Origin of the sequence: Candidatus Igneacidithiobacillus taiwanensis, from assembly GCF_031962545.1 — a bacterium.
Classification (GTDB): domain Bacteria; phylum Pseudomonadota; class Gammaproteobacteria; order Acidithiobacillales; family Acidithiobacillaceae; genus Igneacidithiobacillus; species Igneacidithiobacillus taiwanensis.
The window spans coordinates 1-24,498 of the sequence record NZ_JAVRKK010000002.1 but is presented as its reverse complement, the minus strand read 5'-3'; the positions used below and the strand labels follow the sequence as shown (position 1 = coordinate 24,498).

The window sequence follows — 24,498 nt, the reverse complement described above, 5'->3', positions numbered from 1 at the left end:
ATGGAAAATCGCTTTTCGGTCATTGTAGTAGGAGGGGGGCACGCGGGCATCGAGGCGGCGGCGGCGGTAGCGCGCGCCGGCGGCCACTGCCTGCTTCTTACCCAGAATATCGATACCATTGGGCAGATGTCCTGCAACCCCGCCATTGGCGGCATCGGCAAGGGGCATCTGGTCAAGGAAATCGATGCCCTCGGCGGCATCATGGCGCGCGCCATCGATCGCGCCGGCATCCAGTTCCGCATTCTCAATGCCCGCAAGGGCCCGGCGGTGCGCGCCACCCGCGCCCAGGCCGATCGCAGCCTGTATAAGGCTGCGGTGCGGGAGCTATTGGAAGAATACCCCAGCCTGCAGATTTTCCAGGGAACCGTCGGTGATCTCCTGGTCGAGAACGGGCAAATTGCCGGGGTGCAGCTCGAAAATGGGCAACGCTTTCACGCCCCCGCCGTGGTCTTGACCACCGGCACCTTCCTAGCCGGGCGCATCCATATTGGCGACCAGAGCACCCCCGCCGGCCGCGCCGGCGATCCCCCGGCCAATGCCCTGGCGGCGCGTCTGCGCGCCCTCGGTTTTCCGGTCGGGCGACTAAAGACCGGCACGCCGCCGCGTATCGACGGGCGCAGCATCGACTATTCTCGTCTCGAGGAGCAACCTGGCGACGATCCAGCGCCGCCTTTCTCCTTCCTCACCGATGCCATCACCGTCGAACAGCGGCCTTGTCATATCACTTACACCAACGCCGAGACCCATCGCATCATCCGCGAGAATCTGCAGCGCTCCGCCCTCTACGGCGGCCATATCCAGTCGAAGGGACCGCGGTACTGCCCTTCCATCGAAGACAAGATCGTGCGCTTTGCCGACAAAGCGGCGCATCAGATTTTTCTCGAGCCCGAGGGGCTGCGTACCCGCGAGGTCTATCCCAACGGCATCTCCACCAGCCTCCCCTTCGCCGTGCAGGAGGCCTTGGTACGCAGCATGCTGGGCCTCGAACATGCCGTGCTGCTGCGTCCGGGCTACGCCATCGAGTACGATTATCTCGACCCCCGAGCCCTCACCCGGCAGCTGCAGAGCCAACTCTTGCCGGGGCTTTTTTGTGCCGGGCAGATCAATGGCACCACCGGTTATGAAGAGGCCGCCGCCCAGGGCCTCCTTGCCGGCATCAATGCCCTGCGCTGGACGCTGGGGGAACCCGGCTGGTGCCCCGAGCGGCACGAGGCCTATCTTGGGGTGATGGTCGACGATCTCGTCACCCGCGGTCTCGATGAACCCTATCGCATGTTCACCAGTCGTGCCGAATATCGCCTGCGCCTGCGGGAGGACAATGCCGACCAGCGTCTGACCCCCATCGGGCGCGAGTTGGGCTTGGTCGATGACCAGCGCTGGCAGCGCTTCGTTGCCAAGCAAGCGGCTCTGCAGGCCGAAAGGCAGCGTCTCGAGGGACAGCGTATCCATCCCGATACCGCCGCGGCGCAGCAATTGGCGGCGCGTCTGCAACAACCCCTGCGCCGCGACCATAGCCTTTGGGAGCTGCTGCGTCGGCCCGAGCTCTCGTACGCCGAGCTGCTGGAAGATTGCGGCGTGGGCGATGCCCTGCCCGAATCTTTGGCCAAGGTCCTCGAAATCGACTGCAAATACGCCGGTTATGTGCAGCGACAAGAGGAAGAAGTCGAGCGCAACCAGCGCTGGGAAGCCCTGCCCATCCCCGCTAGCCTCGACTATGATGGCATCGACGGGCTGTCTACCGAGGTACGGCAACGCCTGCGCGCCCAGCGCCCAGAAACCGTCGGCGAGGCGAGCCGCATCAGCGGCGTTACCCCCACGGCGATCTCCCTGCTCTTGATTCACGTGAAACGCCAGCACTGGGCGGCCGCGAGCTGAGTGTCTGCACCAGCACTTCTTACCCAGCTGGGCCAGCATCTCGAGCAGGGGCTGGTCGCCATGGGCCTAGACGCGGAAATCGATGCCTTGGCGCGGCAGCGCCTGCTGCATTATCTCGTCGAACTCCTGCGCTGGAACCGGGTGCATAACCTGAGCGCCATCCAAGACCCGCAAGTGGCCGTCGAGCGTCACCTTCTCGATAGTCTCAGTTTCTTGCCCTTCCTACCGGCGCATAGGCCCGTTTATGACATCGGCAGCGGTGCCGGGCTTCCCGGAATCCCCCTGGCCATTGCTCGCCCGCAGCAGGCCTTTACCTTGGTGGAGCCAGCGGCCAAGCGCGTCGCCTTCCTCCGCCACAGCATCGCGCTGCTGGGACTGCCCGCTGTTACGGTGTTCCCGCAACGGGCAGAAAAACTACCTACCGCCCCGCAAATGGTCTTGGTCAGCCGTGCCACCGCCGAGCTCGCCGATTTTCTACAAATGGTGGCGGCTTGCCTGCAGCCTGGTACCCTGTTGCTCTTGGCCAAAGGCCCGGCTTGGCCGCAAGAGCTTGCCCGGTTACCCGAAGAATGGAAGCCACGCTTTGTCGCGCATCCCATCGCGGTTCCTGGCCAGCCCCAGCGTTTTCTCCTTCAGGCGCAAGTCCCCCTGGCAGCAACAGGTTGATAGTACTAGACTGCATGCCATGGACATCCAAGAAACCATCGATAGCGTGCGGAAGGTGCTCGAGGGCGTCATCGCCCCCGGCGTCGAATCCCTGCGTTCTCGCCTCGACTCCCTCGAAAAAGAAGTGCGGGAGAGCGGGCAAGGCGTCCATCGCTTGGATGGGCGCGTCGATCACCTCGCGGCCCGTGTCGACTCCCTCGCCGAGCGGATGAATGATGGCTTTGCGCGTCTGGATGCGCGGGTCGATGCCCTCGGTACCGGCCACAACGCCCGCGTCGACCATCTCGCCGAGCGTATGGAAGACGGCTTTTCCCGTTTGGATGCCCGCCTCGATACCCTTACTGCAGCAATTTTGGCAGCGCGGCGACCGACGGCCACCGACCCGGTCCTCACCCGCGTGAAAAAGCTGGAGCGTGAAGTCGAGGCATTGCGTAAAAAGGCCTAGCGTCGTCATGGCCAGTTACCGCCTGTCCTCCCTAGTCGGCGCCCCCGGCAATCGGTATCCTTGACCCGCAGTTTGCTTTGGAGAGAACGAAAATGCGGGTTGTGGCCATTGCCAACCAAAAAGGGGGGGTCGGAAAGACCACAACGGCGGTCAATCTCGCCGTCGCCCTCGCGGCCCTCGGCAAGCAAGTCCTGCTCATCGACCTGGATCCCCAGGGAAATGCCAGCACCGGCCTCGGGATGGAGAAAGGACGCTGGCCCAATGCCTACCACGTGCTGATGGGTGAGGCCGACCTGCGCAGCGCGTTGCTCCAACGTGGGCAGCTCTCTCTTCTGGTTGCCAGCGCAGACTTGGCGGCCGTGGAGCTGGAACTCGCGAGTGGCGACGAGCGCGAATTCCGATTGCGTAATGCTTTGCAATGCGCCGACGACTGGGAATATGTCTTGATCGACTGCCCGCCCTCGCTTGGCTTGCTCACCCTCAACGCCCTCGTTGCGGCCAATCGCGTTCTCATCCCCATGCAATGCGAGTACTTTGCCCTCGAGGGGCTGACCCAACTCCTCGACACCTTGCGTCGGGTACGTGCCCAGTTGCACCCCGGTTTGGAGGTCGACGGCCTGTTGCGCACCATGTTCGACGCTCGCAATCGCCTCTCCACGGAGGTCAGTGGCGAACTCGAAAGCCATTTTCCAGATCGCCTCTATCACGTCATCATTCCCCGTAACGTACGACTTGCCGAAGCGCCAAGTTTTGGCCGTCCGGCCGTCGAATACGACCCCAGTTGTGCCGGGGCGGAAGCCTATCGGCTCCTGGCGCAAGAATTTCTGCTCCGGGAGGAGCGCCAATGAGCAAAAAACCCGCCGCCCTCGGGCGTGGTCTCGACGCCCTCTTTGCCGGCAGTCGGGAAAGCAGCACCTTGCGCCATTTGCCCCTGGATTTGATCCACCCCGGTAGCCAGCAGCCGCGTCGGCATTTTGCCGAAGATGCCCTGCAGGAATTGGCCGATTCCATCCGCGCTGAGGGTGTCCTGCAACCGATCTTGGTGCGTGCCGAGGCCGATGGTCGCTACGCGCTACTGGCGGGCGAGCGCCGCTGGCGGGCGGCTCAGTTGGCTGGACTGCGGGAAATCCCCGCCCTTATCCGCGAGGCCTCGGAGCAGCAGGCCTTGGTCATCGGAGTGATCGAAAACATTCAGCGTCAGGACCTCGACCCCCTCGAAGAAGCGGCCGCCTTGCAACGACTCTTGACGGAGTTTTCCCTTAGCCATGAGGCTTTGGCCCAGGCCCTGGGTCGCTCCCGGGCGGCCATCAGCAACCAACTCCGTTTGCTGCGTCTCGACTCCTCCCTGGCGCCACAGCTTGCGTCTGGTGCCCTGAGCGCGGGCCACGCCCGGGCCTTGCTCCCCTTACCGCCCGCGCTGCAGCGGCGGGCAGCGGCGGATATCGTTGCTGGCGGCCTCAGCGTGCGACAAACCGAACGTCTGGTGCAGCGCCTCACCGCGGAAACGGCGCCGCGACCGGCAGCCAAGGATATCGAGCAAGCAGCCTTGCAGCGACAAGTCGAGCAGGTTCTCGGCCTACCGATCCGTCTGCGCCGCCGGGGTGAGGCGGGAGAGCTCTGCATTCGATGGCGCACTGCTGCCGAAGCCGACACCTTGTGGCAGCGCCTCGGGCTGCTTGATGATCCCGCTGCGGACTCTTGACCTTGCTCGAGTGCCTGTTTAGACTCCCTGCCAATTTGCGGTGAGGCCGATGCAAGAAAAACCCGCAACAATGGCCTCCTGGGCAATCTCCGCGTATGTGGGCCGGGTTGCCGCGTGGGTGCTGCTGTCCTCCCTACTCGTTGCCGCCGTGCTTGCTTGGCGGTGGAACCAGCGGGAGGGATGGGCGGTGCTCTACGCCGCCATATTGAGCGTCATGAACATGCTCATCTTGGGAAGTCGCCTGCTGGCGCTCCCCGCTGTACCTGCGGCTGCTACCAGGCGCTTGGGTGGAGCGGTGTTGCAGCGCTGGGTCTTCACCATCGTTGCGCTGTTGGTGGCGATTGCTTGGTTGCGTTTGCCGGTTCTCGGCCTCGTTATCGGGCTCTTGCTCGCACATTTCGTGTACTTAGGCTTCATGCTGCGGGAACGCAGCAGGAAAAGGAGATGAAACGTGGCATCTGGCGACATCGCCCACCACTTGACCAACTGGACCGTTGGTCAGGGTTTCTGGACCTTCGATCTCGATACTATCCTTATGGGTTGGGTCATGGCAGCGATTCTGGTGATCACTGCCATGGTCGTCGGTAGTCGGCTGCAGTCTGGTGCCCCTGCCGGCATGCAGGCATGGCTGGAAGGAGTTGTAGAGTTCATCGACAAACTCGTTTCCGACAGCTTTCCGGTCCGGGATCCGCTGATCGCCCCCGTCGCCCTGACAGTCTTTCTCTGGATCCTACTCATGAATAGCATGGACTTGATCCCTGCTTATCTGCCGGGGGCGGTCGCTGCTTGGTTCGGTATCGAGCATTTTCGTATCACGCCTACCGTCAACCTCAACACCACTTTTGCGGTGGCACTGACGGTATTCGGGTTGACCATTTTCACCAGCTTGCGCGTAAAAGGCTTTGCCTACTTCAAAACCTACCTGACCCACCCTTTTGGCAAGTACTTGATGCCCGTCAATATCGTGATGACCTTGATCGAAGAGATCACCAAACCCCTGAGCTTGGCACTGCGACTCTTCGGTAACATGTTTGCCGGTGAGCTAGTCTTTTTGCTCCTGGCGCTCTTGCCTTGGTGGGGGAACATGATTCTCGGGGTGGTCTGGTCGGGCTTCGAGTCTCTGATCATCATGCTGCAGGCCTTCATCTTCACCGTGCTGACGGTCGTCTACCTCGGCATGGCCAATATGCAAGAACACTGATTTCCCTTTCATTTACCTCTTGAGGAGTATCGACATGGACGCACATACCATCATCGTTGCAGCAACGGCCATCGCGGTGGGCATCATCTTTGGTGCCGCCGGCCTCGGTTCTGCCATTGGCTGGGGTCTCATCACCTCCAAGACCATCGAGGGCATCACCCGGCAGCCGGAAATGCGCCCACAGTTGCTGGTCAATACCTTCATCTTTGCCGGTTTGATGGAATCTTTCCCCTTCATCATTCTCGCCTTCGGTTTCTGGTTCCTCTTCGCTAACCCCTTCCTGGGCTAATGCGTCGGGCTGGCTGAGCTGGCCCTCGTGCAAGAGAGGACGACATGAATCCAGTAAGTATCAACGGGACTTTGATCATCCAGCTGATCACTTTCGTGATCCTGGTGCTCCTGCTCTATCGCTATTTGTATGGTCCGCTGCGGCGGATGATGGATGAGCGCTCGGCAAAGATTGCCGACGGTCTCGCTGCTGCCGAGCGCGGTCAGGAGGAGCTCGATCTGGCGCAGAAGCGGGCGACCGAGATCCTTCGCGAAGCAAAGGAAAAGGCCAGCGAGATCATCGCCATGGCCGAACGCCGGAGCATCGAGATGCGCGAGGAGGCGCAGGCCAAGGCGCGGGAAGAGGCGGATCGCATCATCGCTGCGGCGCGGGCAGAGATCGAGGTCGAAGGCAATCGGGCTCGCGAGCAATTGCGTGGTGAGGTGGTGCGTCTGGTGATCGATGGATCGCAGCAGATCCTGCATCGGGAAATCAACGCCGACAACCACCGCGACATCGTCGATCGCATGGTTGCCCAACTCTAACGGAGGCCGCGATGTCCGATTTCAATACCCTGGCGCGCCCGTACGCGGAGGCCCTTTTCGAGATGGCCGCCGCCGGCGCGGTGACCAGCGCTTGGGACGATGCCTTGCAGGCCTTGGCGTCTTGGGTGGACAACGCTGACGCGCGCTCCTTTCTCGCCGATCCCGAACGCTCCGATGCCGATAAAGTCCATCTGTTGCGCGGGATCGATGTCGCCGTGGATGGTGAGGCTTGGGGTCGGTTTGTCGAGCTGCTCATTCGCAACGATCGCTGGTTGCTTGCTCGCGAGATCGCCAACCTTTTCCGTGACGCCCTGCGTCGTGCCAAAGGCGAGCTCGACGTTCTCGTCACCAGCGCCTTCGCTCTCGATGACGCGCAGAAGGCGGCGGTGGTGGCGGCCATGGAGCGACGCCACCCCGGCATGCGCATTACCCTGCGGGAAGAAATCGATCCCGAGCTGCTCGGTGGCCTGTTGATTCAGGCCGGCGACGAATCCATAGATGCATCCGTGCGCGGTCAGCTTCAGCAGCTGGCGCAAAATCTTCGCAATTGAATTGAGGTAATGGCATGCAACAACTGAATCCCTCGGAAATCAGTGACCTGATCCGCGCGCGGATAGCAGGTTTCGAAGGGCGGGTCGAAACCCGCTCGCAAGGCACAATCACTAGTCTTAGCGACGGTATTCTTCGTATTCATGGTCTAGAAGACGTGATGTACGGCGAAATGCTGGAGCTGCCGGGCGGCAAGTATGCCCTGGCCATGAACCTCGAGCGCGACAATGTCGGCGCCGTGGTGCTCGGGGAATTCTCTGGCCTCGAAGAGGGCAACATCGTCAAGTGCACCGGCAAGGTGATGCAGGTTCCCATCGGCAAGGAGCTTCTCGGAAGAGTGGTCAACTCCCTCGGGCAGCCAGTGGATGGCAAAGGACCCATCGACGCCAAGGAATTTGACGTCCTCGAAAAGATTGCGCCCGGCGTTATCGATCGCCAAAGCGTTGACGAGCCCATGCAGACGGGTATCAAGGCCATCGACGCCATGGTGCCGATCGGACGCGGCCAGCGCGAACTGATCATTGGTGATCGGCAAACCGGCAAGACAGCGGTCGCCGTCGATGCCATCCTCAATCAGAAGGGCAAGGATGTGTACTGCATATATGTAGCGGTAGGCCAAAAGGCCTCCACCGTTGCCAACGTGGTTCGCACCCTCGAGGAGTACGGCGCGCTGGAGTACACCATCGTTGTGGCCGCCAACGCTTCCGAGTCGGCTGCCATGCAGTACTTGGCGCCCTACGCCGGCTGCACTATGGGTGAGTACTTCCGCGATCGCGGCATGGATGCCCTGATCATCTATGACGATCTTTCCAAGCAGGCCTGGGCCTATCGGCAGATTTCCCTCCTGCTGCGCCGTCCGCCGGGCCGCGAAGCGTACCCAGGCGACGTGTTCTATCTCCATTCCCGTCTTCTCGAGCGCGCGGCGCGGGTGAATGCCGACTTCGTTGCGGCAAAGACCAATGGTGCAGTGCAGGGCAAGACGGGTTCGCTAACCGCACTGCCGATCATCGAAACCCAGGCGGGTGACGTGTCGGCCTTCGTGCCTACCAACGTGATTTCCATTACCGACGGGCAGATTTACCTGGAGTCGGACCTGTTCAATGCCGGTATTCGCCCGGCCATCAACGCTGGCCTTTCGGTGTCGCGCGTTGGTGGTGCAGCCCAAACCAAGGTCATCAAAAAGCTCGGTGGTGGTATTCGTCTCGATCTCGCCCAGTACCGCGAGCTCGCCGCTTTCGCGCAGTTTGCTTCCGATCTCGACGAAATCACCCGCAAGCAGATCGAGCGCGGCAAGCGCGTTACCGAACTCCTCAAGCAGGATCAGTACGCGCCGATGTCAGTAGCCGAGCAGTCGATCTCTCTTTTCGCCGCCAGTGCCGGTGCCCTCGATGACGTCGAGGTAAGCAAGGTCCGCTCCTTCGAAAAGGCCTTGCTCGCCTACATGCACTCCAATCATCAGGCAACGGTCGATGCCCTCGAGGAGAAAAAGGCATTGACGGATGAGATCAAGAGCGAGCTAGAGGCGGCCTTGCAGCAGTTCAAGTCCACCGCAAGCTACTAAGGAAAGGCAATGGCAAAGGCGAAGGAAATCAACGCCCAGATCAAGAGCGTCAAAAACACGCGCAAGATCACCAAGGCCATGGAGATGGTCGCGGCGAGCAAAATGCGCCGCGCCCAGGAGCGCATGGTCGCCTCGCGTCCCTATGCCGACAAGATTCGGGAGGTGCTGGCCCATGTGGCGCAGGCACACCCGGAATACGCGCATCCTTTTTTGCAAGAGCGTCCCATCAAGCGGGTGGGTTTTCTCCTGGTTAGTTCCGATCGCGGTCTGTGCGGCGCGCTCAACGTCAATGTCCTGCGTATTATCGTGCAGCAGATGCACGAACTTGAAAGTAAAGGCGTAGAGGTTCGGGTAGCGGCCATCGGTAACAAGGGGGTGGGCTTTTTACGTCGTCATGGTGCCCAGCTCAGTGCCGAACTCACCGGCTTGGGCGATCGTCCTGCCCTTGCCGACATGATTGGTCCCATCCGCGTCATGACCGAAGCCTACCGCAGTGGCGAAATCGACGCCCTCTACTTGGTCTCTTCGCGCTTCGTCAACACCATGCTACAACGCGCGAGCCTGGAGCAGGTCTTGCCGGTCAAGAAACCGGAGCAGCGGACGGTCGCGGCCGAGCGTTGGGACTATATTTACGAACCGGAAGCACGCCCGGTGCTCGATCATCTCCTGCAGCGCTATGTCGAGTCGATCATCTATCAGGCGGTCATCGAGCATTTGGCCTGCGAACAGAGTGCGCGTATGGTGGCCATGAAAAACGCCTCGGACAACGCGAAGCGGCTGGTGGGCGAGTTGCAGCTGGCCTACAACAAGGCGCGTCAGGCAGCGATCACGCAGGAAATTGCGGAGATCAGTGCTGGCGCCTCGGCGGTGTAATTTTTTGGATTTATTGAGGAAGCAGAGCATGAGCGAAGCACAAGCGGCAGAGCAGGCGGTAGGCCATATCGTCCAAGTGATTGGGCCGGTCATCGACGTGGCCTTTCCCCGGGGACAGGTGCCCGAAGTCATGGAAGCGGTGGTGGTAGACGATCATCATCTGACCATCGAGATTCAGAGCCAGCTAGGGGATGGGGTGGCCCGCGGCATTGCCATGGGTTCCAGCGAAGGCCTCAAGCGCGGCCTAGCGGTGCGTCGTACGGGGGCCCCCATCAGCGTCCCCGTTGGTCATGGCACCCTCGGTCGAATCATGGATGTGCTCGGTCATCCCGTTGATGGCAAGGGCGCCGTACAGTGCGACGAGCGCAAGGCCATCCATCGTCCCGCTCCCGCCTTTGAAGAGCTGGCGGCAAGCACCGAGGTGCTGGAAACCGGCATCAAGGTCGTCGACTTGATCTGTCCCTTTGCCAAAGGCGGCAAGGTCGGTCTTTTCGGTGGCGCTGGCGTGGGTAAGACGGTGTTGATGATGGAGCTGATCCGCAACATCGCTACCGAGCATACCGGCTACTCGGTCTTTGCTGGCGTTGGCGAGCGGACCCGCGAGGGCAACGACTTCTACCACGAAATGACAGAGTCCAAGGTTATCGACAAGGTGGCCTTGGTTTACGGGCAGATGAACGAGCCACCCGGCAACCGTTTGCGCGTTGGTCTTACGGGTCTGACCATGGCGGAGCACTTCCGCGACGAAGGCCGCGACATCCTGATGTTTATCGATAATATTTTCCGTTACACCCTGGCGGGTACCGAAGTATCGGCGCTGCTCGGGCGTATGCCCTCGGCGGTGGGTTATCAGCCGACGCTGGCGGAAGAAATGGGCAAGCTCCAGGAACGCATTACCTCTACCAAGGTGGGTTCCATCACCTCGGTACAGGCGGTGTACGTGCCGGCAGACGATCTCACCGATCCTTCTCCGGCCACGACCTTCGCCCACTTGGACGCAACGGTGGTGTTGTCGCGACAGATTGCGGAGCTCGGCATCTACCCCGCCCTCGATCCCCTCGACTCCTTCAGTCGTCAGCTCGACCCGCAAATCGTTGGTCAGGAGCACTACGACGTTGCCCGCGCCTGTCAGAAGACTCTGCAGCGCTACAAGGAGTTGCAGGACATCATCGCCATTCTGGGCATGGATGAACTCTCCGCCGACGATAAGGTCTTGGTGGGGCGGGCGCGCAAGATTCAGCGCTTCCTCTCGCAGCCCTTCTTCGTGGCCGAGGTCTTCACCGGCAGCCCGGGTACCTATGTTTCCCTCAAAGAAACCATCCGCGGCTTCAAAGCCATCGTTAGCGGTGAGTACGACCATCTGCCCGAGCAGGCCTTCTACATGGTGGGTACCATCGACGAAGCCTTGGCCAAGGCCCAGAAGCTGCAGCAGGGCTGATCGACGCCATGGCGATGCAAATCGATGTGCGCGTGGTAAGTGCCGAGGGCAGCGTCTACGAGGGCCAGGCGGAAATGGTCGTGGCGCCGGGGCAGATGGGTGAGTTGGGGATTTTGCCTCGACATGCCCCGTTGCTCACCGGCCTACGGCCCGGCGAGTTGCGCATCAAAAATGGGGCGGAAACCGAGTATCTCTTCGTCAATGGGGGGATTCTCGAAATCCAGCCGGATTGCGTGACGGTTTTGGCCGATTCGGCCGAGCGGGCGGCGGACATCGACGAAGCCAAGGCCAGGGCCGCTAAGGATGCGGCGGAGGCACGCATGGCCAATCACACCGACGCGATGGATTATGCCGCAGCTCAGGCGGAGCTCCTCGAGCAGGTGGCGCGTCTGAAGGCACTGCAGCGGCTCCGGGACCAAGGCATTTTGCGCTAAGGTCTGCAAGTCTAGCGCACCCTCATGGCCCCAGCGCAGTCGCGTACTGGGGCCTCTTTATTGGAGAATCCGATGAGCATCGACGTTGTTGTTCTAGCGGCTGGCAAAGGTACGCGTATGCGCTCGGCCTTGCCAAAGGTGCTGCAGCCGTTGGCACAACGGCCTTTGTTGGCCCATGTGCTGGCCACGGCGCGTGCTATCCGCGGCTTGCGGCAGCTGCATGTGGTCATCGGCCATGGCGCGCCGGCGGTGCGCAACGCCTTTGCCGAAGACATCGATGTCCTCTGGCACGAACAGGCGGAGCAGCGCGGTACCGGCGACGCCTTGCGTACGGCGCTATCGGGTCTGCATTCGGCCGAGCGCGTACTGGTGCTCTACGGAGACGTTCCCCTCCTGCAAGCGCAAACCCTTGCGGATTTCATTGCGGCAGTGCCCGAAAACGCGCTGGGTCTCTGCACCGGCATCTTGGCGGACCCCCACGGCTACGGTCGCATTCTGCGTGGGGCCAATGGCCGGGTACAGGCAATTCGCGAGGAGCGTGACTGCAGCCCGAAAGAGCGGCAAGTTGCCGAGGTCAACCTTGGTATCCTGCTGCTACCGGCGGCCCCGCTGGCGCGCTGGCTTGGGCAGCTGCAGCCCGCAAATGCGCAGGGGGAATACTACCTGACGGATCTGATCGGCCTGGCGGTAGCCGAGGGGATCCCGGTCGAGCCGTTCTGTCTGCCGGATCCGCAGGAGGCCCTCGGCGTAAACGATGCCGCGCAACTCGCCGAGGTGGAGCGCCTCTATCAGCGCCGGCAGCTTACCGCCCTGCAAAAGGCGGGCTTACGCTGTGCCGACCCGGCACGCTTCGATCTGCGCGGCGAGCTTCGCTTCGGTGCCGACTGCTGGATCGAGCCCAACGTTATCATCGAGGGCCAAGTAGTATTGGGTGACCGGGTGCGGATTGGTGCTGGCGCCATCTTGCGCGACGTCGAAATTGCCGACGATGTCGAAATCCTGCCCTATTCGCTCCTGGAGGGGGCGAAGATTGGTGCGGCGGCGCGCATTGGCCCCTTTGCGCGCATCCGTCCGGGAACGGAGATTGGTGCCGCCGCCCATATTGGTAACTTCGTCGAAGCCAAAAAAGTAATTCTGGGGGCCGGCAGCAAGGCCAATCACCTGAGTTACCTGGGGGACGCTGAAATCGGCCAGGGCGTGAACATTGGGGCTGGTGTCATTACCTGCAATTACGATGGCGCCAACAAGCACCGCACGGAAATTGGTGACGAGGTTTTCGTCGGCTCCGATACCCAGTTGATTGCCCCAGTAAAAGTCGGCGCTGGTGCGACCATTGGTGCCGGTAGTACCATCACCCGCGAGGTTCCGGCTGGCGGGCTGACCTTGAGCCGTAGCCCGCAGAAGTCGATTGCTCACTGGCGACGGCCGAAAAAATCCGGTACACCTGCCTAAACCGAAACTTTAGGAGTCCCGTATGTGTGGAATCGTTGGCGGCGTTGCCGCAGCGGATGTGGTCCCCGTCATTTTGGAGGGATTGCGGCGCTTGGAGTACCGTGGCTACGATTCGGCGGGCTTGGCCTTTCTGGATGCCGACGGAGCCTTGCAACGGCGGCGTAGCGTTGGACGGGTTGCCGAGCTGGCGGCACTGCACGCTGCCGAGGGCTTTGCCAGCGGCATCGGCATTGGCCACACCCGTTGGGCAACCCATGGTGGTATCGCCGAGCAGAATGCCCATCCCCTCATTTCCTCGGAAGAGATTGCCGTCGTCCACAACGGCATCATCGAAAACTACCAAAATCTGCGCCAGCGCCTGCAGGCCTTGGGCTACGCCTTCAGTTCCGAGACCGATACCGAGGTCATCGCCCACCTGGTGCACTGGTATCGTAGCCAGCTGCCGAGTCTGTTGGCGGCGGTGCAGGCGGCCAGTCGCGAGCTCCAGGGCGCTTATGCCTTTGCCGTGCTCAGCCGGCGCGACCCCGGCAACCTCATTCTGCACCGACGTGGCTGCCCGCTTCTGCTAGGCGTGGCCGAGGGGGGGCGCTATTTTGCCTCGGATGTAGCGGCACTCCTGCCGGTAACGCGGCGGGTGCTGTACTTGGAAGACGGCGATTTTGCTGCGCTGACGCAAGATCATTTTCAGCTCCGGGATGTGGATGGCGTGGCACTGCAGCGGGAGGAGCACTGGAGCCAGCTCAGTTCCGCCGCCATCGACCTTGGACCGTATCGGCATTTCATGCAGAAAGAGGTCCACGAGCAACCCCGCGCCATTGCCGACACCCTCGAGGGCGCCTTGGGCGACGAGTTCTCCATCGACCAGCTCTGGGGCGAAGGGGCCGAGGAGCGCCTGCGACAGATCGACCGGGTGCTATTCCTCGCCTCCGGAACCAGCCATTACGCAAGTCTGGTGGGGCGGCAGTGGATCGAGTCCCTGGCGGGCATCCCCGCCCAGGCCGAACTAGGTCACGAATATCGGTATCGGGAGAGCATTGCCGATCCGCGGCAGCTGGTGGTTACCCTGTCGCAGTCCGGCGAGACTCTCGATACTTATGAGGCCCTGCGTCACGCCCAGGCCCTCGGGCATACCCATACCCTGTCGATTTGTAACGTGGCCGAGAGCGCGATTCCGCGCGCCTCGGCCCTGCGCTTTCTTACCCGTGCCGGGCCGGAAATTGGGGTGGCCTCTACCAAAGCCTTCACTACCCAACTGGTGGCACTCTATTTGCTGGCGCTCAGCCTTGCCGTGGTGCGCGGGCGCATCGATGCCGCAGCGCTGCAAACGCAGCGCGAAGCCTTGCGGCAGCTGCCGGGTAGCGTGCAACAGGCGCTCAACCTCGAGCCGCAAATCCAGCTTTGGGCAAGCCAGTTTGCCGACAAGGAGCACGCTCTCTTTCTTGGCCGCGGCCTGCATTACCCCATCGCCCTCGAGGGCGCCCTCAAGCTCAAGGAAATTTCCTACATCCACGCCGAAGCCTACCCCGCCGGAGAGCTCAAGCATGGTCCCCTGGCCTTGGTAGATGCGCGAATGCCGGTGGTGGTCATTGCCCCCAACGACCGCCTGCTCGAAAAGCTCGCCGCCAATATGCAGGAAGTCCACGCCCGCGGCGGCCAGCTCTACGTGTTTACGGACCTCGACAGCCATTACCAGGCGAGCAGCGGGGTGCATGTCATCCGCCTACCGCGGCATGTCGGCCTGCTCTCGCCGGTTTTGCATGCCATCCCGGTACAGCTGCTTGCCTATCATGCCGCCTTGGTCAAGGGCACCGACGTCGATCGCCCCCGCAACCTCGCCAAAGCAGTCACGGTCGAGTAGAGCGCACGCTGCCCATCACGTTGTGTCCACAGGTAACAAAGTTGCATAAGCTCAGAAACCTTTGGCACTCCTCTATGGAGGTACTCCTCTCTCTGCCCAAGGTTTTCGCAATTTCCCTGGTCACTACCTTCATAATGAATAAGAATCATTCTTGACAAAGTACTCGTTATCAGGAATCCTTGTGCTCACCACCAAACAAGTCGGGAGCAAGAAGTGATTCGAGGATTTCTGAAAACGCTGTTGTGGACCAGCTCTTCCCTCTGTTGGAGCGCCGTGGCTTGGGGTGCCTTACCGGGGCCGGGAGAGGACTCGGCAGCTGCCGGGCAAACCGGCGTCGCCCCGCGTTACCTCAGCAACTACTCTCATCTCGTTGATGGCGTGTCTTGGGCCGGCCATCTGGATACTGAGCTTTTCAGCAATCTTTCCGGCGGCATCAAGCGTGGCGCCAGTAACGATACTGCGGGGCAGCTGGGCCTGCAGTGGGATAGCGAAAAGGCGGGGATGTGGAAGGGCGGCCAAATCAATCTTTCTACTTTTGCGACCTACAGCAGTGCCGAGCAAACGGATTTCAGCGGTGATCAGCAGGTGGCGAGCAACATCTACGCGCCAAACGGGATTCGCCTGTACGAGGCCAATTATCGGCAGCAATGGACGCCATGGTTGGCTACCCGGGTGGGCTTCACCGATTTCAATCTCTACTTCGATGTGGCGAGTAATGCCCTGCAGCTCATCAACAGCTCGTTTGGGCTGACGCCGACCATCGCGGTGAATGTACCGGCAGCGCCAACCTATCCTTACAGCGGCCTTGGTTTCATCGTTAGCACCCATGGTAGCAACTGGAGCAGCAAGGCGGGGATTTTTCAGGGCGATGCCCTGCATCCCTGGAGTGGGACCTTTGATCGAGGTTATCTCGCGCTTTGGGAAGGCGCCCTGCACCTGGGCCAGGAGGATGGCGATGACCCTGACGACGACACCGAAACCTTTGGACAATGGGTGTTCAAGCTGGGGGCCTGGCACTATCAGCAGCCCCGTTTTGATGAGGTCGAAGATCTTGGCCCCAGCAGCAGCGGGCTTTACGGGGTGGTGGAGGCGCACTATGACGTCGGTGGGGTGCAGCTTGGGCCTTTCCTGCAATGGGGTGCCTCGACCGCTACGCAAAACATCGTGCCGTGGTACTTGGGGTTGGGTACCAAAATTTCGCACTTTGTGCCCGGGCGCCCTAACGACGCCCTCTCCATAGGCTTCGCGCGGGCGGGGTTTCGTGCCGCAGCGCTACAAAACGCTCTCGGCCTCGAAGCGAGCGAAGACACGCAAGATGCGCCTACGGGCAGTCGCTTACACAGTGCTGAAACCGCCTACGAAATTACCTATGTGGCCAAGCTAAATGACCACGTTAGCATTCAACCCGATTTGCAGTACATCACCCACCCCAGCGGTATCTATCCCAATGCCCTGGTGGGGATTCTCCGCCTGCATCTGGAGTTTTCCTGACCCGGTAGCTTTCTCCTCACTCGTCTCCGTAGCCGATTGCGCGCCTCCGGGCGCGCTTTTTTGGGTTGACAGCCATCCTTGGGCGTAGGAGTATTCGCAACATAGTTGCATTTATGGAGATTGCCGCAATGTTACTTCGCAAAACGCTTGTTTCTTCCCTGGCGCTTGGCTGGGGATTGCTCTTTTTGGGGCTGGGCAGCGCCGAGGCGGCCGCGATCAAGGCGGTCGGGGTGGAAAACGAATACGCCAATGTCATCAGCCAAATCGGTGGACCCTATGTGCAGGTACAGGCCATCGAAAGCAATCCCAATACCGACCCGCATACCTTTGAGGCGAGCCCTGCCGTAGCCCAGGAGGTAGCCGCCGCACAGCTGGTAGTGCGCAATGGCCTGGGCTACGACAGCTGGGCGAAGAAGATCCTTGCTGCCCATCCCAATTCGGCGCGCAAGGTGATTGTGGTGCAGGATCTCTTAGGCCTGCCGAGCAGTACGCGCAATCCGCACCTTTGGTACAAGCCCGAGACCATGCCCAAGGTGGCGGCGGCGGTGGCGGCAGCGCTGACGGAGATGATGCCAGCGCAAAAGAGCTACTTTGCAGCACGGGTGAAGGCCTTCGATGCCTCGCTACAGCCGTGGTTTGCCGGGTTGCGCGCCTTTCGCAGCAAGTACCCGCATCTGCCGGTGGCGGTAACCGAGCCGGTGGCGGACTACATGCTCGAGGCGGCGGGCTGCGATATCAAGACTCCCTGGGCCTTGCAGGCGGCCATCATGAATGGCACCGATCCGGCACCCCAGGATGTCAGCACCCAGAATGCCCTCTTTCAGCGTCATCAGGTCAAAGTTTTCCTCTATAACCAGCAGGTAACCGACAGCCTGACGCAGTCGTTTCTACACAATGCCAAAGCGGCAAAAATTCCGGTGGTAGGGGTGTATGAGACCATGCCCACGGGCTATGACTACCAGCGCTGGATGATGGCCGAGTTGAATGCCTTGGAGCGGGCGGTAAGCCAAGGGCAATCGACCACCGTCTTGCACTGACTCTTGCCAGCCGGGCGAGCACGCTCTAGGCTCCTGGGAGTTTTTCCTGGGAGCCTTTTCATGTTGCATTCGCGCTGGGATTTCCTGCCCTCTTGGTCGACCATGATCCACGACCGCCTCTGGTCTTGGGCAGGACATCTGCTGGCGGCGGCGCTGGTTCTTCTCATTGGAATTGCGATAGCGCATTGGCTTGGCCGGCTCGCTGCTCGCGCCCTCGAGCGCTTTCATTATGATCTGACCCTGGCGCGTTTCCTCGATTCCGCCATCAAGATTGCGCTGTACTTGGTCGTTTTCGTGGCCGCCCTCGGCCAGTTGGGGGTGGAGACGACTTCTTTGCTGGCCATGCTCGGTGCGGCGGGTTTGGCCATTGGCCTGGCTCTGCAGAAGTCTTTGAGCGACTTTGCCGCGGGTGTTTTGCTGCTTCTGCTGCGACCCTATACCGTTGGCGATCTCGTGGAAGTGGCGGGTATTTCTGGGACCGTAGAGCGCATTCATCTTTTTCAGAGCATCCTCATCAGCAGCGACAATCGGCGCCTCTCGGTGCCCAACGGTAAGATCGTCAGCGGGGTAATCACCAACAATTCGGTGTTGGGGCAGCGGCGCATCGATCTTGTTTTGGCCATCGCCCAAGATGCGGATTTGCGCCGCGCCCTCGGCATCCTACCCGAAGTGGTTGCCGCCGAGACACGGGTATTGGCAGATCCCGCCCCCAGCTACGGGGTGCTGGAGCTCACGGAAACCAGCGTGCAACTGTTCGCCCGCCCTTGGGTGCTGGCGGCGGACTACGCCAACACCCGCAGTGCCCTGCTCGAGGCCATCAAGGTAGCCTTTGACGAGGCTGGCGTTGCCCTAGCCTCGCGCCAAACCTTGGCGGTCTCCCACACGGAACCCGCTGCTTCTTGAGCGGAAAGCGCAGCGATCGACTCCTGGCCGCGGTGCTGACGGCATTTTTGCGCCTGTGCGCGGCCTTGCCGCGCCCCCTGCGGGTGCTGCTCGGTAATTTCTTGGGGGAGCTGGCCATGCTCGTGCCGCGGGCACGCCGGGTGGCGCGCATCAACCTGGGCTTGGCTTTTCCGGAGTTATCGCCACGTGCGCGCCGGCGCCGGCTGCGTGTCCATTTCCAGCAGCTAGGGCAGGCCTTTGTCGAGCTGGGGCCGCTTTGGTTTTGGCCGCTGGCGCGCAGCCTGGCCCTGATCCGTGCGGTGCGCGGCGCGGAGCTGGTGGATGCCGCCCTGACTGAGGGCAAGGGGGTAATCCTGTTTACCGCCCATCTGGGGGCCTGGGAGGCGGCGGTGCAGTACATCGGCCAGCGTTGGCCGGTGACGGTGCTCTACATGCCCACCCGCAATCCTGCCATCAATGCGCGCATGGTGGCAGGCCGCGGGCGTAGCGGCGCGCGCTTGGTGGCCAAGGAGGGCGGTATTCGCCCCTTACTGCAGGCGCTGCAAAAAGGGGAAGTCGTGGGGGTGCTGCCAGACCAAAACGTCGACCCCAAGGAAGGGGTCTTTGCACCCTTCTTTGGGCGCCCGGCCTGCACCACTCCCCTGCTTGGGCGCTTGGCGCAGCGGCGTGGTAGCCCGGTCTTCGGCCTCTTTGCCTATCGATTACCGGCTGGGCGCGGCTTTACGATCGAGATCCTGCCCATGCCTGCGGGTTTTCCGAGTGGTTGCGACGAAGACGATGCCGCGACCATGAATGATGTTCTCGAGGCTGCCATCCGCAAGGCGCCGGAGCAATATTGGTGGGTGCATCGTCGCTACAAAGACCCCGCCCCCGGCTGGGAATACCCCTACTGAGGGGGGCTTGAAAAGCATTTTTGCGGTCCCCAATTTCCGAGCAGGTGAGTGACAGCCAATGCAAGGAGGTTCGTATGAGTCAGGAAAAAACCCCAGCTCCCGTCCAGGTATTGGATCCTGTGGAGCAGATTTTTGATGCGGTACTACCGGGCTTCTTCCGGCCGATGCAGGGCGCTACGGGTACCCGACCCAACATTGCCCATATCGATGTCATCGACCGCGACAACGAGATTGTGGTCAAGGCCGAGGTAGCCGGTGTCGATAAAGACAAGCTCGACATTCAGGTACACGGCAATCAGGTGTACATCAGCGGCAGCAAGGAAGAAGAAGTCAACAAGGAAGAAGGCAAGGTCATCTATCGCGAGCGTCGATACGGGAATTTCTCGCGTACCATCCAGCTGCCAGTGGATGTAGACGCCGGCCAGAGCAAGGCCAGTTATAAAGACGGTGTGCTGGAATTGGTGCTGCCTAAGGCCGAGTCGGCCAAGCGGCGCAAGATCGCCATCGAGTGATCCACAGCGCAACACGCAAGGGGGCTGCGGCCCCCTTTTTTCATTGCACCGTAACGGGACGTTCTGCCGAGCCCGTTTGACCGTTGTTGTCGACCCAGCGCAAGCGCAGCATGCCATTCTTTTCTACGCGCACAGGAAAGGCCAGGTAGGGGTTGGGGCTCATCATGGCCGAGCAATCGAAGGAGCACAGGGGCTTGCCGTCGAGCTCTACGGTCACTTGCGTAATGAAGCTTGCCTTGCCGGCCTCTTGGGCGGTTTCCATGGTATGGAAGAGCAGGGTGCGCACTTCGACGATTTCGCCCGCGCGCACTCGTTGTGGCACCTCGAGCAGGATGCCTTGTTCCCGCCGGCCAATGAAACTGCTGGTGGTTGCCAGAAGGCTCATGGTTTTTTCTCCGTAGATTTTTTGAGAAGAGGCGCCAGCGGCAGACCGACGCGGACCGGCGCTGGCGCCGAGGCAAAGAGTTGCCCACGGTTGCTGCGGGCCACCACGCGCACGGCGCTATCCTGAAAGACCTTTACCCGCAGGTAGCAAGCGGCGCGACCATTGGCGGGGCTGCAGTGGAAAATGGCCGCCAAGGGGGTGGGATTGTGGTCGACGAATATATAGAGCGCCTCAATATAGTCGTCGCTGTGCATGGGGTGGTCGACGGCCACGGAAACCGGCACCGAGAGAGGATCCTCGACGGTAGTGGGCACGCGCAGGCGAAGCTTGGGCGAGGGCGGCAACTGATCTTTGGCGACGGTAGCCTGCAAGGCCGCCTCGAGACTTTCGGCGGCAAAGGCCGCGGCGGGCCAGGTATCCAGTTGGGCGGCTTGGGCGATGCGCGTGCCCACCAGCGTGGCGCCGACGGCCAGGCTGCTCGCCATGGCGCTCAAACGCAGGAATTCCCTTCGTTGCATGCTCTTCTCCGAATGCTGCGGTTGCCAATCAGCCTACAGCATAGTCGACGATGCCGCGGCTGACAAAGCGGCTATTTGCCAATACAAAAGCGCGAAAAGATTTCACCAAGAATTTCCTCGACATCGACAGCGCCGGTGATTTGCCCGAGGGCCGCGGCCGCGTCGCGCAAGCCCTGAGCGACGAGCTCTTCGGCGCCCGCGTGTAGCTGCATGGCGGCCTCTTGCAGGGCGTTGTCGGCGGCCTCCAGGGCAAGAACGTGCCGCTGCCGGGCCAAATAGGGGGCGCTGTCTTCGCCACCCACGACCGCGCGCAGATGCGCGCGCAAGTCCGCAAGCCCGGCGCCGGTGCGCGCCGAGATGCCAAAACTGGGTGGGCCAAGTTCGGGCGGGCAAAACGCCGGCAGCAGGTCCACTTTGTTCCAGAGCAAGGTGCAGCGTTGCGCATCGAGTTCGGCAAGGATGGTGGCATCTTCCGCTTGCCAGCCGCTGCTGGCATCGAGCAGCAGCAGCACCCAATCGACCCGCGCCAAGAGCGCCCGGCTGCGCCGCACCCCTTCTTGCTCTACCGGATCATCGCTCTGGCGCAGACCGGCGGTATCCAGTAGCTCCACCGGTAGGCCATTGAGGGTGATTTCTTCGCGCAGGATGTCGCGGGTAGTGCCCGCAATGGGGGTGATGATGGCCGTGTCGCGACCGGCTAGGGCATTGAGCAGGCTCGATTTTCCGACATTGGGGCGGCCGAGCAGGGCAACCCGGGCGCCGCGACCGAGCTTTGCCCCCTGCCGACTTTGTTGCAGCAGGGTTTGCAACTGCTGCTGCACGCCCTGGAGCTGTTGGGCGATCGCCGCCATATGCGCCTCGCCCAAGTCTTCCTCGCTAAAATCGAGGCCTGCCTCGGCAAGGGCAAGGGCGCCGAGAATTTGTTGGCGCAAGGCATCGATACCCTCGGAAAAACGCCCCTCGAGGCTGGCCAGGGCAGCGCGGGCTTGGGAACGACTGCGGGCGTGGATCAGATCCGCCACCGCCTCGGCCTGGGCAAGGTCGAGCCGCCCATGCAAAAAGGCGCGCTCGGTAAACTCGCCGGGGCGGGCGAGGCGCGCGCCTTGGGCCACGGCAGCGGCGAGCAGGGCCTCGAGGAGAACCGGGCTACCATGCCCCTGTAGCTCCACGACATCCTCACCGGTGTAGCTGTGCGGGGCAGGAAAGTAGAGGGCGATGCCGCGGTCGAGGAGCTCGCCGTCGCTGCCGTAAAAGGCGCGCAGATAAGCATGGCGGGGCCGCCAGGACCGCGCTGCCGGCAAGCCACAGAGAATATTGGCAATGGCCAAGGCCCGTGGCCCGGAGAGGCGCAGCACCCCAATGCCGGCCTCCCCCGCCGCCGTCGCCAGGGCGACGATACTGTCGCCCAGCTGATAGCCGTCGGCTCGGGGCACTCAGCCCTCTTTCATCACATGACGGGTGATGAGGTACTGCTGGCCGATCGAGACCACGTTGTTGGTCAGCCAGTAGAGCACCAAGCCGGCGGGGAAGAAGGAGAAAAAGACACCGAAGGCGACGGGCAAAATCGACATGATCTTCTTTTGCACCGGATCCATGGGCGCGGGGTTGAGACGCTGCTGCAAGAACATGCTGATGCCCATGAGCAGAGGCAGGATGTAGTAGGGATCGGGTACGGCCAGATCGTGGATCCAGAGGATGAAGGGCGCCTGGCGTAGGGAAACACTCTCCACCAGCACCCAGTAGAGGGCAATGAAGACCGGCATCTGGATGATGATGGGCAAGCAGCCGGCCATGGGGTTGACCTTTTCGGTGCGGTACAACTCCATCATCTTGGCGCCTAGTTTTTGTCGATCGTCACCACATTCCTTTTTGAGTTGCTCCAGCTTGGGCTGCAGCTTGCGCATATTCGCCATGGAGCGGTAGCTGATGGCCGAGGGGTAAAAGAAAATCACCTTCACGGCAATCACCAGCAGAATGATGGCCAAGCCCCAATTGCCGGTCCAGCTATGGAACCACTTGAGTACCCCATGCATGGGCTCGGCAACGATGGCAAACCAACCATAATCGACGGTCTGCTCGAGACCCCGACCCATACTCGCGAGCAGTTCCTGCTGCTTGGGACCGAGAAAGAGCTGCTGGCGTAGGGTAAAGCTCTGCCCCGGTTGCAGGGTGGGCAGGGCCTGCTGTACCCCCGCCACGTAGTTACCAGCCTCGGGGCGAGCATAAAGTTGCACCGCCGCGTGCGGCTCCGGCAGCACCGCCTGCAGAAAATAATGATCGGTCATACCTGCCCAACCGGGTCCAACATCCTGCTGCGGATGGTCGCGTAGGTCGGAAAAACTCTTCTCGCTCAGGTTGCCGTTGTGCATCAACACCGCACCGGTAAAGATCGACATGAACCAGTGGCTCTGGGTGCGGTCGTTGCGCAGAATTTGGTCGAAATAGCTGCCCTGCCAGGGCTCCGTGCCGGTGTTGGTGACGCGGATGTCTTCGGTGACCACATAGTTGTGGGGAGCGAAAGAAAAGGTCTTCTCAACACGCAAGGGGCCGGCTTGGCCACTGAGGGTGATGGGCGCCCCTGGGGTAACGCTCGCCGGCGCCGAAAATTGCGGATGCAGAACCTGTCCGTCGGCAGCAACAAAGCCGCTCTGTTGTGCCGTTAGTCGCGCGGCGCTGCTATCGAGAATCGGATAGGGCGCTGGGTTGTCGACGGCAATGGGGTATTTGCGTAGCCCCAGATTTTGGATATCGCCGCCCTGCAAATAGATCTTGCCGGTATAGAGGGGGGTCTCGAATGCAACACTCGGACCAGTCCCTACTGGCAAATTGGCCGCCGTTGGCACCGGGCTTACGGGGCTGGCTGGCGCTGCCGCACTACTAACCGGTGCCGCCGCCGGGCTCTGCACCGATTGGGTCGCAGCCGTGGGCGTATTTTTGGGGGCGGGCTTGGGATGGGGGGCCAGCCACTCAAACAGCAAGAGCACGATGACCGAGAGGACGACGGCGAGAATGGTACGTTGGGTATCCATGGGGCTCCGTGGTGTCAGGGGACGGGGTCGTACCCCCCCGGGTGAAAAGGATGACAGCGGGCGATGCGTTTCATCCCCATCCAGGCGCCGCGCAACACACCGTAGCGTTCGATGGCCTCACAGGTGTACTGGGAGCAGGTGGGATGATAGCGACAATTTTGCCCGAGAAAGGGGCTGAGGGCGAGTTGATAGCCGCGGATCAGCAGGACGGCGCCGCGACGAAAGATGCGCATCAGCGCAGCACGGCGGCAAGGCGGCGGCAGAGCGCCGCGTAATCCGCATCGCGCGCTGCCGGCCGGGCGACGATCATGATATCTTGGGCCAAGGCACGCCCGGGGCTCTGGCGGAAGGCTTCGCGCAAGCGCCGCTTGAGGCGGTTGCGCAGCACCGCCTTGCCGACCTTGCGGCTCACCGCCAGCCCCAGGCGGGCGTGGCCGAGCTCATTGTCGCGGCGAAAAAAGACCAGTTCTGGAAAACTGCGCTTTTGCCCCTCGCGCAAGGTCCGCTGGATCTCGGCCTTGCTACGCAGGCGATCGTTGCGGGTGAACGCCTGGCTGCTCATTCCTTACGGGCAGAGCTTGTACCGACCCTTGGCACGGCGACGCTTGAGGACCAAGCGGCCGGACTTGGTCGCCATGCGAGCACGGAAACCGTGGGTGCGCTTGCGATGCACGACGCTGGGCTGAAAAGTGCGCTTCATGATGTCTACCCCAAAATTTCGTAAGGGCAGAGAAGATAAGGAGAAGCCCCGCTAAAGTCAAGGCGATGTATGCGTCCACCACCTTTGGCACTGTGGTAGATGTTGGAGGAGGAAGGATAGCGGTGGTTTCTGTCCGAGTCGATGGTGTGGCCGTTCGGCGTTG

General features: G+C 61.6%; 28 protein-coding genes. 21 read left to right on the top strand and 7 right to left on the bottom strand.

Annotated features, from left to right (window positions below):
• The 21 genes from mnmG to RTI30_RS00550 all read left to right on the top strand — a co-directional run bounded on the left by mnmG (position 1) and on the right by RTI30_RS00550 (position 19,703).
• Positions 1-1,875, top strand: a complete 1,875-nt coding sequence (gene mnmG, locus RTI30_RS00650) for a tRNA uridine-5-carboxymethylaminomethyl(34) synthesis enzyme MnmG (RefSeq protein WP_312262439.1) — start codon at positions 1-3, stop codon at positions 1,873-1,875.
• On the top strand, positions 1,876-2,541 hold the full coding sequence (gene rsmG, locus RTI30_RS00645; RefSeq protein ID WP_312262441.1) for a 16S rRNA (guanine(527)-N(7))-methyltransferase RsmG: 666 nt from the start codon (positions 1,876-1,878) through the stop codon (positions 2,539-2,541). It abuts the gene before it with no gap.
• Between the two features lie 19 nt (positions 2,542-2,560).
• Positions 2,561-2,986 (top strand): hypothetical protein, encoded by a 426-nt coding sequence (locus tag RTI30_RS00640; protein WP_312262443.1) that lies wholly within the window; start codon positions 2,561-2,563, stop codon positions 2,984-2,986.
• A gap of 92 nt (positions 2,987-3,078) precedes the next feature.
• Entirely contained in the window at positions 3,079-3,834 is a 756-nt protein-coding gene (locus RTI30_RS00635) for a ParA family protein (protein ID WP_312262444.1), read from the top strand.
• On the top strand, positions 3,831-4,688 hold the full coding sequence (locus RTI30_RS00630; protein ID WP_312262445.1) for a ParB/RepB/Spo0J family partition protein: 858 nt from the start codon (positions 3,831-3,833) through the stop codon (positions 4,686-4,688). Before RTI30_RS00635 ends, RTI30_RS00630 begins: the two co-directional genes overlap by 4 nt.
• 49 nt (positions 4,689-4,737) lie before the next feature.
• Positions 4,738-5,136, top strand: coding sequence for a hypothetical protein (locus RTI30_RS00625; RefSeq protein ID WP_312262447.1), 399 nt, complete (start codon positions 4,738-4,740; stop codon positions 5,134-5,136).
• A gap of 3 nt (positions 5,137-5,139) precedes the next feature.
• Entirely contained in the window at positions 5,140-5,889 is a 750-nt protein-coding gene (gene atpB, locus RTI30_RS00620) for a F0F1 ATP synthase subunit A (protein ID WP_312262448.1), read from the top strand.
• Positions 5,890-5,923: 34 nt separating this feature from the next.
• On the top strand, positions 5,924-6,178 hold the full coding sequence (gene atpE / locus RTI30_RS00615) for a F0F1 ATP synthase subunit C (RefSeq protein ID WP_009561114.1): 255 nt from the start codon (positions 5,924-5,926) through the stop codon (positions 6,176-6,178).
• 44 nt (positions 6,179-6,222) lie between these two features.
• The gene (locus RTI30_RS00610) at positions 6,223-6,702 is read left to right on the top strand and encodes a F0F1 ATP synthase subunit B (protein WP_312262468.1); all 480 of its coding nucleotides are present in this window, start codon (positions 6,223-6,225) and stop codon (positions 6,700-6,702) included.
• Between the two features lie 11 nt (positions 6,703-6,713).
• Positions 6,714-7,253, top strand: a complete 540-nt coding sequence (locus tag RTI30_RS00605; protein ID WP_312262469.1) for a F0F1 ATP synthase subunit delta — start codon at positions 6,714-6,716, stop codon at positions 7,251-7,253.
• Between the two features lie 14 nt (positions 7,254-7,267).
• Positions 7,268-8,812, top strand: a complete 1,545-nt coding sequence (gene atpA / locus RTI30_RS00600) for a F0F1 ATP synthase subunit alpha (RefSeq protein ID WP_312262470.1) — start codon at positions 7,268-7,270, stop codon at positions 8,810-8,812.
• 9 nt (positions 8,813-8,821) lie between these two features.
• Positions 8,822-9,685 carry a F0F1 ATP synthase subunit gamma gene (gene atpG, locus RTI30_RS00595; protein ID WP_312262471.1) on the top strand — a complete coding sequence of 288 codons (864 nt, stop codon included), beginning with the start codon at positions 8,822-8,824 and terminating at the stop codon, positions 9,683-9,685.
• A gap of 28 nt (positions 9,686-9,713) precedes the next feature.
• A complete protein-coding gene (atpD, locus tag RTI30_RS00590) occupies positions 9,714-11,123 on the top strand; it encodes a F0F1 ATP synthase subunit beta (RefSeq protein WP_312262472.1) in 1,410 nt (469 codons plus the stop codon).
• 8 nt (positions 11,124-11,131) lie between these two features.
• Positions 11,132-11,557, top strand: a complete 426-nt coding sequence (locus tag RTI30_RS00585) for a F0F1 ATP synthase subunit epsilon (protein WP_312262473.1) — start codon at positions 11,132-11,134, stop codon at positions 11,555-11,557.
• Between the two features lie 72 nt (positions 11,558-11,629).
• Complete coding sequence (gene glmU, locus RTI30_RS00580; RefSeq protein ID WP_312262474.1) at positions 11,630-13,009, top strand: bifunctional UDP-N-acetylglucosamine diphosphorylase/glucosamine-1-phosphate N-acetyltransferase GlmU; 1,380 nt, start codon at positions 11,630-11,632, stop codon at positions 13,007-13,009.
• Between the two features lie 22 nt (positions 13,010-13,031).
• Positions 13,032-14,867 carry a glutamine--fructose-6-phosphate transaminase (isomerizing) gene (gene glmS / locus RTI30_RS00575; protein ID WP_312262475.1) on the top strand — a complete coding sequence of 612 codons (1,836 nt, stop codon included), beginning with the start codon at positions 13,032-13,034 and terminating at the stop codon, positions 14,865-14,867.
• Positions 14,868-15,080: 213 nt separating this feature from the next.
• Positions 15,081-16,358, top strand: a complete 1,278-nt coding sequence (locus RTI30_RS00570) for a carbohydrate porin (protein WP_312262476.1) — start codon at positions 15,081-15,083, stop codon at positions 16,356-16,358.
• A gap of 128 nt (positions 16,359-16,486) precedes the next feature.
• On the top strand, positions 16,487-17,395 hold the full coding sequence (locus RTI30_RS00565; RefSeq protein WP_312262478.1) for a metal ABC transporter solute-binding protein, Zn/Mn family: 909 nt from the start codon (positions 16,487-16,489) through the stop codon (positions 17,393-17,395).
• Positions 17,396-17,455: 60 nt separating this feature from the next.
• On the top strand, positions 17,456-18,298 hold the full coding sequence (locus tag RTI30_RS00560) for a mechanosensitive ion channel domain-containing protein (protein ID WP_312262480.1): 843 nt from the start codon (positions 17,456-17,458) through the stop codon (positions 18,296-18,298).
• Positions 18,295-19,191 (top strand): lysophospholipid acyltransferase family protein, encoded by an 897-nt coding sequence (locus RTI30_RS00555; protein ID WP_312262482.1) that lies wholly within the window; start codon positions 18,295-18,297, stop codon positions 19,189-19,191. Before RTI30_RS00560 ends, RTI30_RS00555 begins: the two co-directional genes overlap by 4 nt.
• Positions 19,192-19,265: 74 nt before the next feature.
• Complete coding sequence (locus tag RTI30_RS00550) at positions 19,266-19,703, top strand: Hsp20/alpha crystallin family protein (protein WP_312262484.1); 438 nt, start codon at positions 19,266-19,268, stop codon at positions 19,701-19,703.
• 40 nt (positions 19,704-19,743) lie between these two features.
• On the opposite strand, the gene RTI30_RS00545 is transcribed toward RTI30_RS00550, so the two are convergent.
• The 7 genes from RTI30_RS00545 to rpmH all read right to left on the bottom strand — a co-directional run bounded on the left by RTI30_RS00545 (position 19,744) and on the right by rpmH (position 24,335).
• Complete coding sequence (locus tag RTI30_RS00545; RefSeq protein ID WP_312262486.1) at positions 19,744-20,088, bottom strand: thiosulfate oxidation carrier complex protein SoxZ; 345 nt, start codon at positions 20,086-20,088, stop codon at positions 19,744-19,746.
• Entirely contained in the window at positions 20,085-20,606 is a 522-nt protein-coding gene (locus tag RTI30_RS00540) for a thiosulfate oxidation carrier protein SoxY (RefSeq protein ID WP_312262488.1), read from the bottom strand. The genes RTI30_RS00545 and RTI30_RS00540 overlap by 4 nt, the downstream gene beginning before the upstream one ends.
• A gap of 71 nt (positions 20,607-20,677) precedes the next feature.
• Positions 20,678-22,039 carry a tRNA uridine-5-carboxymethylaminomethyl(34) synthesis GTPase MnmE gene (gene mnmE, locus RTI30_RS00535; protein ID WP_312262490.1) on the bottom strand — a complete coding sequence of 454 codons (1,362 nt, stop codon included), beginning with the start codon at positions 22,037-22,039 and terminating at the stop codon, positions 20,678-20,680.
• Positions 22,040-23,635 (bottom strand): membrane protein insertase YidC, encoded by a 1,596-nt coding sequence (gene yidC / locus RTI30_RS00530; RefSeq protein WP_312262492.1) that lies wholly within the window; start codon positions 23,633-23,635, stop codon positions 22,040-22,042.
• 14 nt (positions 23,636-23,649) lie between these two features.
• Positions 23,650-23,868, bottom strand: a complete 219-nt coding sequence (gene yidD / locus RTI30_RS00525) for a membrane protein insertion efficiency factor YidD (RefSeq protein WP_312262494.1) — start codon at positions 23,866-23,868, stop codon at positions 23,650-23,652.
• On the bottom strand, positions 23,868-24,197 hold the full coding sequence (rnpA, locus tag RTI30_RS00520; RefSeq protein ID WP_312262496.1) for a ribonuclease P protein component: 330 nt from the start codon (positions 24,195-24,197) through the stop codon (positions 23,868-23,870). Before rnpA ends, yidD begins: the two co-directional genes overlap by 1 nt.
• 3 nt (positions 24,198-24,200) lie before the next feature.
• The gene (gene rpmH / locus RTI30_RS00515) at positions 24,201-24,335 is read right to left on the bottom strand and encodes a 50S ribosomal protein L34 (protein ID WP_215872187.1); all 135 of its coding nucleotides are present in this window, start codon (positions 24,333-24,335) and stop codon (positions 24,201-24,203) included.
• Positions 24,336-24,498: the final 163 nt, after the last annotated feature.